This is a genomic window from Variovorax trehalosi, from assembly GCF_051216415.1.
Taxonomy (GTDB): domain Bacteria; phylum Pseudomonadota; class Gammaproteobacteria; order Burkholderiales; family Burkholderiaceae_C; genus Variovorax.
This window is the reverse complement of the sequence record NZ_JBPJZG010000014.1, coordinates 67,378-78,374: the sequence shown is the minus strand read 5'-3', so window position 1 is coordinate 78,374 and position 10,997 is coordinate 67,378. Positions and strand designations below refer to the sequence as shown.

The following is a 10,997-nucleotide window of genomic DNA, read 5'->3' as shown; positions in this document are numbered from 1 at the left end:
GCCCCGCCATTGCTGGATGGTGTCTTCGCGCTCGCTCGCATCGGCGCGGTGAAAGCGGATGGTGGCTTGGGTGTTGGCGCGGAAGGCGCCGTTGTGGTCGGCGATGACGAGGGTGTGGCTGCCCAGGCTGCCGTCCTTGCCGGTGGCGTGTTCGAACCAGTAGCACAGGCCTTCTTCGGCCAGGAGGCGCGAAACAAAATCGAAGTCGCTCTCGTGGTACTGGGTGGTGATGCCGCGCACGGGATAGATGTCGCGCTGGGCGATCTCCCAGCGCCATTGCACGGCGAGCTTGCCTTGGCTCTGGTAGCGCGCGAACACGGCATCGACGATGTCGAACACGCTCTGGTGCTGGAACAGGCAGCTGTCCTGGCGATGGCGCAGGAACGCGAGCCAGGGTTCGATGACGATGCGGTAGCGCGCCATGCCGCCGTTGCTCGAGACGCACTCGGCCTCGGTCACATGGCCGTGGAAGGGGCGGAGGTCAGTGCGGCTCTGTGCGGTCTGCAGATCGAGGCGCACGCCCTGGCCCATGAGGGTCTTGAGTTCGATGTGCGCGTCGTCACTCAGTGCGGTGAGTTCGAAGCGGAAGCCGCCTTCGTCAAGAGACTCCACGCCTTCGAGGCGTTCAGCCAGGAGCTTGTTCTCGCCCAAGGGCGTGTGCAGCACCAGCAGCCGATCCTGCTGTGTCGTACCCGCACGCATTTGCGCGCCGAGCGAAGCCGAATTGAAGTCTGTCATTTCCCCCTTTCGCTATGCCACAACTCTTTCTGGTGGCGAACGGCGACAGTAGCCCCCCTTGCGCGACATACCCAGTGCCTAAAGTCACTCGCTCCCACTTCAACGGCAATGCGCAGCAACTGCTGAGCCATGCGAAACCGTCGGCATCGGGAGTCATGCCAGAGCCCGGGAATACCCTCTGCCACCCTCGAAGTCTTCTTGCCTACATTTCTTGTATGCAAGAAAAAGCGATCCTTGCATGCAACCCTCGACAAGACATAAAGACAGGAGACTCCATGCCTCGCTTCGCCAAATCGCTCTTCGGTCAGGTGGTCATCGCGCTGGTGCTCGGCGTGCTCGCCGGCCTCTTCTGGCCCGAGTTCGCGGTCAAGCTCAAGCCGCTGGGTGACGGCTTCATCAAGCTGATCAAGATGATCATCCCGGTGCTGGTGTTCTGCGTCGTCGTGCACGGCATCGCGGGCGCGGGCGACCTGAAGCGCGTGGGGCGCGTGGGCGTCAAGGCGCTCATCTACTTCGAGGTGCTCACCACCATCGCGCTCGCCATGGGCCTGGTGCTGGCCTTCGTGTTCCAGCCGGGCGTGGGCATGAACGTGGACCCGGCCAAGCTCGACCCGGCCGCGATGAGCGCCTATGCGTCGAACGCCGACAAGCTCACGAGCGGCGGCACGGTCGAGTTCCTGATGAAGCTCATTCCGACCACGGTGGTCAACGCCTTCGCCACGGGCGACGTGCTGCAGGTGCTGCTGTTCGCGGTGCTGTTCGGCTGCGCGCTGTCGCTGCTGGGCGACCGCGGCAAGCCGGTGGCGGTGGTGGTGGATGCGCTCTCGCTGGTGCTCTTCAAGATCATGGGGATCATCATCAAGCTCGCGCCGCTGGGCGTGCTGGGCGCCATCGCGTTCACGGTGGGGCAGTACGGCATCGGCTCGCTCAAGCAACTGGGCATGCTGGTCGCGCTCTTCTACGGCGCGGTGCTGGTCTTCGTGTTCGTAGTGCTGGGGCTGGTGATGCGCTTCTCGGGCTTCAGCCTCTGGAAGCTGCTGCGGTACCTCCGCGAAGAACTCACCATCGTGTTCGCCACCACCTCGTCGGACAGCGTGCTGCCTCAGATCATGGCCAAGCTGCGCCGCATGGGCATCCGCGATTCGACGGTGGGCCTGGTGATTCCGACGGGCTACTCGTTCAACCTCGACGCGTTCTCGATCTACATCACGCTCGCGGCCGTGTTCATCGCGCAGGCCACCAACACGCCGATCTCGATGGCGGACCTGCTCACGATCCTCGCGATCGCGCTGGTCACCTCCAAGGGCGCGCACGGCGTGCCGGGCTCGGCCATCGTGGTGCTGGCGGCGACGCTGCATGCGATTCCGGCGATCCCCGCCATCGGCCTCGTGCTGGTGCTGTCGGTGGACTGGTTCATGGGCATCGCCCGCGCGCTCGGCAACCTGATCGGCAACTGCGTGGCCACGGTGGCGATCGCGGCGTGGGAAGGCGACATCGACCGCGAGCGCGCGCATGCGGTGCTCGACGGCACCTACTCGCCGGACGACGAGCCACTGGCCGAAGCACCCGTGGTAAACACCGGCACCGCCGCTACCTCCGCTCACTGAAAACAAGATGGCCACCGACGTCAGCCCCACCGCCATCGCCGAGCGCGTCGTCGAGGCCATCCTCGCGCAGAAGCTCGCGCCGGGCGAGCGGCTGGGCGAGCAGGCCCTGGCCGAGAACTTCTCGGTGAGCCGCACGATGGTGCGCGAGGCGCTCATGCAGTTGCAGGCGCGCGGTTTCGTCGAAGTGCAATCGCGCCGCGGCTGGTACGTGGTGGAGCCCTCGGCCGAGGAAGCGCGCGATGCCTTCTCGGCCCGCCGCATCGTCGAGGCCGGCATCCTGGCCGAGAGCGAAGGCCGGCCGCTCGGCAAGGTGATCCGGAAGCTGCGCGATCACATCGCCGACGAGCAGCGCGCCATCGAAGGCGCCGATGCCGCCACGCGGGCCTTCCTGCTCGCCGACTTCCATGTCTGCCTCGCGGAGCAGATGGGGCACCAGTTGCTGGTCGACGTGCTGCGCGATCTCACGGCACGCACCACGCTGGCGGCCACGCTTTACCAGTCGAAGCACGAGGCGGGGCAGTCGTGCGCGGAGCACGGCGCCATCGTCGCGGCCCTCGAAGAAGGCGACACGGACAAGGCGCGCCGGCTGATGCTGGAACACATCGGCAATGTCGAGCGTGCGCTCGAGGTCGAAGCCACGGCGGAGCCCGATGCGCCGAGCCGCCTGCGCGCCACGCTGGCGCCGGTCGCGCTGCCGCGCGCCAAACGCTGAAGCCGTCCGTGCATTAGTGCCGCGGCGCGCTATCGATGAGATAGCGCGCCGCGACGGGCTGGCAAAGGCTGCGGGCGAATTTTCCTGCCCCCAGCGCGGCCCTCCACAAGGGCGTGCCCGCTGACAGGATGGCGCCGCCGCGCTCGGCTACAGTCCGAGACACTTATGAATTCACCCCAACTCCAGCGCGGCGTGTTCCTCGCCCTGCTCGCCATCGTCACCGCCGCCTTCGTCTGGGTGCTGCTGCCGTTCTTCGGCGCGGTGCTGTGGGGCGTGGCGCTGGCGATCCTGTTCACGCCGCTCTACAAGTGGCTGTTGAAGAAGATGCGCGGCAAGCCCAATGCCGCCGCGCTCTCGACGCTGGCGATCTGTCTCTTCATCGTGATCCTGCCGCTGGCGATGGTAGGCGTGTCGCTGGTGCAAGAGATCGCGCTGGTCACGCAGAACATTCGCTCGGGGCAGATCAACTTCGCGGCCTACTTCCAGCAGATCCTCGATGCCTCGCCGCAGTGGCTGCTGAACCTGGTCGAGCGCTTCAACCTCGGCGACATGGCAGCCTGGCAGGCCCGCATCTCCACCGCTGCGGGGCAGGCCAGCCAGATCATCGCGAGCCAGGCGCTGGCCATCGGCCAGAACACCTTCGACTTCATCGTCAGCTTCTTCGTGATGCTGTACCTCCTGTACTTCCTGGTGCGCGACGGCGCCACGCTCTCCAAGACCATGCGCGATGCCGTGCCGCTCGCCAAGCCGCACACGCACTACCTGCTCAACAAGTTCACCACCGTGATCCGCGCCACGGTGAAGGGCAACGTGGCCGTGGCCATTGCGCAGGGCACCATCGGCGGGCTGGCCTTCTGGTTCCTCGGCGTACAGGGCGCGCTGCTGTGGGCGGTTCTGATGGCCTTCCTGTCGCTCCTGCCCGCGGTGGGCGCGGCGCTGATCTGGGGGCCGGTGGCGATCTACTTCCTGGCCACGGGGCACTTCTGGCAGGGCGGCGTTCTGATCTTCGTGGGCGTGTTCGTGATCGGCCTGGTCGACAACATCCTGCGCCCCGTGCTCGTGGGCAAGGACACGCAGATGCCCGACTACATCGTGCTGATGTCCACCATCGGCGGCATGGCGATCTTCGGCATCAACGGCTTCGTGATCGGGCCGGTGATCGCGGCGCTGTTCATGGCGGCGTGGAGCCTGTTCGCGGACTCGGGGCATGTGGGCAACGGCCACGAGACGATCGAGCCGCCGCAGACGCCCGAAGCCGCCGACCCGGCCGCCCTGCCCGAGAACCGCAAGAAGGGCTGAACCCGGCGGAGGCTGGTGCTTCTTGCGCCCGCCGCGCGCATCTGGCGCGCGCATTTCCGCATTTCGTCGCATGCCGCTGGGCGCCGCCCGGCGCCTGCGGGATCGTCGGGGCCTCTTCACTGCAACGAGGCCTGCCATGCGTCCTTTCGTATTCCTCTCCCGCCCGGCCGTGCGCGCGATGTGTGCTGCCACCCTCCTCGCGCCGCTGGGCGCGCTTGCCGCCGACCTGCGCCTGAGCGTGGCCGACGGTCCCGCCGCCGACGCCACGCTGTACGTCGCGCTGTACAGCAGCGCCACCGGCTTCGCGGGCACCGCGCTGGCCTCGCAGATGGTGCCGATGCGCGCCGGCGCGGCACAGCTCGTGTTCCCGGGCCTGGCGCCGGGGCGCTATGCCGTGCGCGTGTTCGCGGACGAAAACGGCAACGGCAAGCTCGACACCAACCTCTTCGGCATGCCGACCGAACGCTACGGCTTCTCGAACGATGCCAAGGGCAATCTCGGCCCGCCCGAATTCGATGCCGCCGCGATCGGCGTCGATGCCGACCTGCAGACCGTCATCCACCTGCGCTGAGGCCGCCATGCAAAGACGCGAACTCATGCGCCTGCTGGCTTCGGCCGGCGCACTTTCCCTTCTTGCGCCCCTGGCGCGCGCTGCCGGCCAGGACAATTGGCAGGCCGACTTCGAAGCCGCCGACGTGCCCTGGAAGACCGGCTTCGCCACGCCGTCCGGCGACCTGCCGCTGACCCGTGCCACGGTGCGAGGGCGCTTTCCCGACGCCGTCGCCGGCGCGCTCTTTCGCATCTGCCCTGCGGGCCACGACCTGGGTGGCGAGCGCTATCACCATTGGTTCGACGGCGACGGCATGGTGCATCGCTTCGTGATCGACGGGGCCGACGTGCGCCACCAGGGCCGCTATGTCGCCACACCCAAGCGGGTGGCCGAGGTGCGGGCCGGCCACCGCCTGTTCGAGGCCTTCGGCACCATCCCGCCGGGCGTCGAGCCGCCGACCTCGGCCGACAGCATCAACGTCGCCAACACCAGCGTGCTGCCGATGCGCGGCGAAGTGCTGGCGCTGTGGGAAGGCGGCTCGGCCACGCGCGTCGATGCGCGCACGCTCGATACGCTGGGCGTGAAGACCTGGCGCCCCGACCTCGCGGGCATGCCCTTCTCGGCCCACCCCAAGGTCGACCCGGACGGCACGGTCTGGAACTTCGGCGTCAGCAGCAGCCAGGGCCTGATGGCGCTGTACGAGATCGGCGCCGACGGTGCATTGCGGCGCGCGGCCGCGGTGCCGTTGCCCGACACCGCGATGGTCCACGACTTCGCCGTGACCGATCGGCATCTGGTGTTCCTGATGCCGCCGCTGGTCTACGACGGCAAGCGCAAGGAAGCCGGCGCGACCTTTCTCGACGCGCATGTCTGGCGGCCCGAGCTGGGCATGCGCGCGCTGGTGGTCGACAAGCAGAACTGGGACAAGCGCCAGATGCTGATGCTGCCGGCGGGCTTCCTGTTCCATGTGGGCAACGCCTGGGAAGAAGACACGCCGCGCGGCACTCGGATCCACATCGACTATGTGCGCTCGGACAACGCCGACTCGGTGTTCACGACCAACCGCGAACTGATGCGCGCGCGCCTTGCAAGAAGCACCCACCCGCACCTGACTGTCGCCACGCTGAATCTGGGCACGGGAGAGGCCACGCAGAAGGCACTGCCGCTGGAAGCGGAGTTTCCGCGCATCGATCCGCGCCGCGTCGGCCTGCGCCACCGCCAGGTGGTGCACGCGACGCAGCTGCGGCCCGGCCTGCCGGGCTTCGGTGCGGTCGCCCGCACGGATGTCGAAACCGGTCGCAGCCAGCGCTTCAGCTACGGGCCGAGTGCCATCGTGGAAGAGCATGTCTTCGTGCCGGATGGCTCGAAGCCAGGCTGGGTGCTGGGCACGGTGCTCGACTTCGGCCGGCAGAAGACGGTGCTGTCGTGCTTCGCGGCCGATCACCTGGCCGCCGGGCCAGTGGCGCAGGCCACGCTGCCCTACGCGCTGCCGCTGGGCCTGCACGGCGCCTTCGTGCCGGCCTGAAGAGAAAGAAAGCTCAGGCCGACCACCAGCCTTCGTCGAAGCGCCCCTGCAGGAACGCCACGAAGCCCGACACCTTGCCCGGCACCAGCTTGGGCGAGGGAAAGACGGCGTGGATCTCCTGCTCGGGCAACGCGTGGTCGCCGAGCACTGCGACCACCTTGCCCGCCGCCATCGACTCGCTCGCCACGTAGCGCGGCATGAGCGCAATGCCCAGCCCGTCGCGCGCGGCCGCCAGCACGGCGGAAAGATTGTTCGAGCGAAAGCGCCCCGAGACCGGCACCGTCACCGGCTCGCCCTTGGGCGTGTGCATGCGCCAGAACTCGTCGCCCACCACGCTGCTGTAGATGAGCGCCACATGCGCGCTCAGGTCCTGCGCGCGCTTGGGCGTGCCGTGCTTCTTCAGGTAGCCGGGCGCTGCGACCATCACCCACGGGTTGGCGCCCAGGTAGCGCGCCCCCAATGATGAATCGGCCAGCTTGCCCATGCGAATGGCCACGTCGATGCCCTGCGCGATGAGATCGACGTAGCGGTCCTCGAAGCTCAAATCGAGCTGCACCTGCGGATGCCGGCGCATGTACTCGAGCGCCAGCGGCACCACCACGCGCCGCCCGAATGCCACCGAAGTGCCAACCCGCAGCAGCCCCTGCGCCTGGTTCTGTCGCAGCTGCACGATGCTGTCGGCCTCTTCGGCATCGCGCACGATGGTCTTGCACTTCTCGTAATACAGCGCGCCCGGCTCGGTGAGGCTCACGCCGCGCGTGTTGCGGTTGAGCAGCCGCACCTTCAGCCGCGTTTCCGTTGCCGCGATCTGCTTGGTCACGGTGGGTTGCGTGGTGTTGAATTCGCGCGCTGCTTTCGAGAAGCTGCCGGTCTCCACGACCCGCACGAACATTTCCATTGCCAAGAGTCTGTCCATTCGCGGATGGTAGTCACTTATTCCAACGCGGAATAGGTTTTATGGTCCCCAGCCGTCTTCTTCGAATGGTCTCCGCTTCCTACAGTGGACGTCACTTAACGGAGACAGTCCCATGGCAAAAATGAAAGCAGTCCAGGCCGCCGTGCTTGTGATGGAAAAAGAAGGCGTGACGCAGGCCTTCGGCGTGCCCGGTGCCGCCATCAACCCGATGTATTCGGCGCTGCGCCAACGCGGCAGCATCTCGCACATCCTCGCGCGCCACGTCGAGGGCGCCTCGCACATGGCCGAGGGCTACACGCGGGCGGTGGCCGGCAACATCGGCGTTTGCATCGGCACCTCGGGCCCGGCGGGCACCGACATGATCACCGGCCTGTATTCGGCCTGGGCCGATTCGATTCCGATCCTCTGCATCACGGGCCAGGCGCCGCGCGCGCGGCTCTACAAGGAAGACTTCCAGGCGGTCGACATCGAATCGATCTCCAAGCCCGTCACCAAGTGGTCGGTGACGGTGCGCGAACCCGGCCAGGTGCCGCAGGTGTTCCAGCAGGCCTTTCACCTGATGCGCTCAGGCCGCCCGGGCCCCGTGCTGGTCGACCTGCCCTTCGACGTGCAGATGGCCGAGATCGAGTTCGACATCGACAGCTACGAGCCGCTCACCCCCTACAAGCCAGCCGCCACGCGCGCCCAGATCGAGAAGGCCATCGGCATGATGCAGGCCGCCGAGCGCCCGCTGATCGTGGCCGGCGGCGGCGTCATCAACGCCGATGCGTCCGACCTGCTCGTGCGCTTTGCCGAAGCCACCGGCGTGCCGGTGATTCCGACGCTCATGGGCTGGGGCTCGATCCCCGACGACCATCCGCTGATGGCCGGCATGTGCGGCCTGCAGACCAGCCACCGGTACGGCAACGCGACGATGCTCGCCTCCGACTTCGTGCTCGGCATTGGCAACCGCTGGGCCAACCGCCACACCGGCTCGGTCGATGTCTACACCAAGGGCCGCACCTTCGTGCACGTGGACATCGAGCCCACGCAGATCGGCCGCGTGTTCACGCCCGACTTCGGCATCGTCTCCGACGCCAAGGCCGCACTGGAGCAATTCGTCGCCGTCGCAGAGGAAATGAAGGCCGCCGGCAAGCTCACCGACCGCCGCGAGTGGGCCAGGTCGTGCATCGAGCGCAAGAAGACCATGCTGCGCAAGACCAACTTCGACGAAGTACCGATGAAGCCGCAGCGCGTGTACCAGTGCATGAACAACAACTTCAGCAACGACACCTGCTACGTGAGCACCATCGGGCTCTCGCAGATCGCCGCCGCGCAGTTCTTGCATGTGTACAACCCGCGCCACTGGATCAACTGCGGCCAGGCCGGCCCGCTGGGCTGGACCATTCCCGCCGCGCTGGGCGTGCGCGCGGCCGACCCGACGCGCAAGATCGTCGCGCTCTCGGGCGACTACGACTTCCAGTTCATGATCGAGGAGCTGGCCGTGGGCGCGCAGTTCAAGCTGCCGTACATCCACATCGTGGTGAACAACTCGTACCTGGGCCTCATCCGCCAGGCGCAGCGCGGCTTCGAGATGGACTACTGCGTGCAGCTCGCATTCGACAACATCAACGCGGGCCCCGATGCGGGCATCGAAAGCAGCTACGGTGTGGACCACCTGAAGGTCGTCGAAGGCCTGGGCTGCAAGGCGATCCGCGTGAACAAGCAGGAAGAGATCGCGCCGGCCATCCAGCGTGCCGAAGCGCTCATGGCCGAGTTCAGCGTGCCGGTGGTCATCGAGGTGATGCTCGAGCGTGTGACCAACATCGCGATGGGCACCGAGATCGACAACATCACCGAGTTCGAGCCGCTGGCCGAACATCCTGCCGATGCACCCACCGCGGTGGCGGCCGAGATGCTGGACTGAGCGAACCAAGGAGACACACGCATATGCCCAAGTTCGCAGCCAACCTCACGATGCTCTTCACCGAGCTGCCGTTCATGCAACGCTTCGAAGCCGCCGCCAAGGCGGGCTTCAAGGGAGTGGAATACCTCTTCCCGTACCCCTTCGAGAAGAAGGAACTCGCCGCGGCGCTCCGCACCAACGGCCTGCAGCAGGTGCTGCACAACCTGCCGGCCGGCGACTGGGACAAGGGTGAGCGCGGCATCGCCTGCCTCACCGACCGCACCGGCGAATTCGCCGAAGGCATCGGCATGGCGATCGACTACGCGACCGCGCTCGGCTGCCCGCAGGTCAATTGCCTGATCGGCAAAGTGCCCGAGGGCGCCGACATCAACGTGGTGAACCGCACGGTGATCGACAACCTGCGCCTGGCCGCGCGGGAACTCGAAGCAGCCGGCATCCGCATGCTGATCGAGCCGATCAACACCTTCGACATTCCGGGCTTCTACCTGAACCGCACCGACAAGGCGCTCGCGCTGATCGAGGCGGTGGGCTCGCCCAACCTGAAGGTGCAGTACGACATCTATCACGCGCAGCGGATGGAAGGCGAGCTCGGCAACACGCTCACGAAACACCTCGCGCAGATCGGCCACATCCAGCTGGCCGACAACCCCGGCCGCGGCGAGCCGGGCACGGGCGAGATCAACTACCCGTGGCTCTTCAAGCACATCGATTCGCTGGGCTACGACGGCTGGATCGGCTGCGAATACAAGCCGCGCAGCGACACGGTGAACGGCCTCGGCTGGCGCGAAGCGCTCACGCAATAAAAGACAACTTCAGATCGGAAAAAGAGACATGACGACAAGCCCCCAGAAAATCGGATTCATCGGCCTCGGCATCATGGGCGCGCCCATGGCGGGCCACCTGCTCGACGCGGGCCACCAGCTCTTTGTGAACACACAGGGCAACACGCCCGAGCCCTTCATCTCGAAGGCGAAGATCTGCGCCTCGGCGGCCGAGGTGGCGCGCCAGGCCGACATCATCTTCATCATGGTGCCGGACACGCCCGACGTGGAGAAGGTACTCTTCGGCGAGCCGGGCACGCACGGCGTGGCCGAGGGCCTGAAGGACTCGCGCGGCAAGATCGTGGTGGACTGCAGCTCCATCGACCCGATCGCCACCAAGGCGTTTGCCAAGCGCATCGTGGCGCTCGGCTGCGGCTACATCGATGCACCGGTCTCGGGCGGCGAAGTGGGCGCCAAGGCCGCGAGCCTCACGATCATGTGCGGCGGCGACGAAGGCACCTTCGAACGCGTGAAGCCGCTGCTCGACAAGATGGGCAAGAACGTCACGCTGGTGGGCGCCGTGGGCGACGGCCAGGTCTGCAAGGTGGCCAACCAGATCATCGTGGCGCTGAACATCGCCGCCGTGGGCGAAGCGCTGCTGTTCGCCTCGAAGGCCGGCGCCGATCCGGCCAAGGTGCGCCAGGCGCTGATGGGCGGTTTCGCGAGCTCGCGCATTCTCGAAGTGCACGGCGAGCGGATGATCAAGCGCACCTTCGCACCGGGCTTCCGCATCGCGCTGCACCAGAAGGACCTGAACCTCGCGCTGCAGAGCGCGCGTTCGCTGGGCGTGGCGCTGCCGCAGACGGCGGGTGCGGCGCAGCTGATGAATGCCTGCGCGGCGCTCGGCCACGGGCAGTCGGACCACTCGGCGCTGGTCAAGGCGCTCGAAGCGCTCGCCCAGCACACCGTCACGCCGGACTGAG

At 66.9% G+C, this 10,997-nt stretch carries 10 protein-coding genes; 8 read left to right on the top strand and 2 right to left on the bottom strand.

Features of this window, described 5'->3' with window-relative positions; all coding sequences use genetic code 11:
• A partial coding sequence (locus tag ACSFA7_RS33000) for a type VI secretion system Vgr family protein (protein ID WP_435503267.1) occupies positions 1-738 on the bottom strand: 738 nt, incomplete at its 3' end.
• A gap of 275 nt (positions 739-1,013) precedes the next feature.
• Between ACSFA7_RS33000 and ACSFA7_RS32995 the strand changes: the two genes are divergently transcribed.
• The 5 genes from ACSFA7_RS32995 to ACSFA7_RS32975 all read left to right on the top strand — a co-directional run bounded on the left by ACSFA7_RS32995 (position 1,014) and on the right by ACSFA7_RS32975 (position 6,431).
• A complete protein-coding gene (locus tag ACSFA7_RS32995; RefSeq protein WP_435503266.1) occupies positions 1,014-2,345 on the top strand; it encodes a C4-dicarboxylate transporter DctA in 1,332 nt (443 codons plus the stop codon).
• 7 nt (positions 2,346-2,352) lie between these two features.
• On the top strand, positions 2,353-3,057 hold the full coding sequence (locus ACSFA7_RS32990; RefSeq protein WP_435503265.1) for a GntR family transcriptional regulator: 705 nt from the start codon (positions 2,353-2,355) through the stop codon (positions 3,055-3,057).
• Between the two features lie 165 nt (positions 3,058-3,222).
• Positions 3,223-4,356 (top strand): AI-2E family transporter, encoded by a 1,134-nt coding sequence (locus ACSFA7_RS32985; RefSeq protein ID WP_435503264.1) that lies wholly within the window; start codon positions 3,223-3,225, stop codon positions 4,354-4,356.
• A gap of 136 nt (positions 4,357-4,492) precedes the next feature.
• Complete coding sequence (locus ACSFA7_RS32980; RefSeq protein ID WP_435503263.1) at positions 4,493-4,927, top strand: DUF2141 domain-containing protein; 435 nt, start codon at positions 4,493-4,495, stop codon at positions 4,925-4,927.
• Positions 4,928-4,934: 7 nt separating this feature from the next.
• Entirely contained in the window at positions 4,935-6,431 is a 1,497-nt protein-coding gene (locus ACSFA7_RS32975; RefSeq protein ID WP_435503262.1) for a carotenoid oxygenase family protein, read from the top strand.
• A gap of 13 nt (positions 6,432-6,444) precedes the next feature.
• Here ACSFA7_RS32975 and ACSFA7_RS32970 read toward each other — a convergent pair whose 3' ends face one another.
• Entirely contained in the window at positions 6,445-7,347 is a 903-nt protein-coding gene (locus tag ACSFA7_RS32970) for a LysR family transcriptional regulator (protein WP_435503261.1), read from the bottom strand.
• A 112-nt stretch (positions 7,348-7,459) separates the two neighbouring features.
• Between ACSFA7_RS32970 and gcl the strand changes: the two genes are divergently transcribed.
• From gcl to ACSFA7_RS32955, 3 genes are read left to right on the top strand one after another with little or no spacing between them, the layout of a single operon-like run.
• The gene (gcl, locus tag ACSFA7_RS32965; RefSeq protein ID WP_435503260.1) at positions 7,460-9,253 is read left to right on the top strand and encodes a glyoxylate carboligase; all 1,794 of its coding nucleotides are present in this window, start codon (positions 7,460-7,462) and stop codon (positions 9,251-9,253) included.
• A 23-nt stretch (positions 9,254-9,276) separates the two neighbouring features.
• Positions 9,277-10,056, top strand: coding sequence for a hydroxypyruvate isomerase (gene hyi / locus ACSFA7_RS32960; RefSeq protein ID WP_435503259.1), 780 nt, complete (start codon positions 9,277-9,279; stop codon positions 10,054-10,056).
• A gap of 28 nt (positions 10,057-10,084) precedes the next feature.
• Positions 10,085-10,996, top strand: coding sequence for a 2-hydroxy-3-oxopropionate reductase (locus ACSFA7_RS32955; RefSeq protein WP_307606468.1), 912 nt, complete (start codon positions 10,085-10,087; stop codon positions 10,994-10,996).
• Position 10,997: the final 1 nt, after the last annotated feature.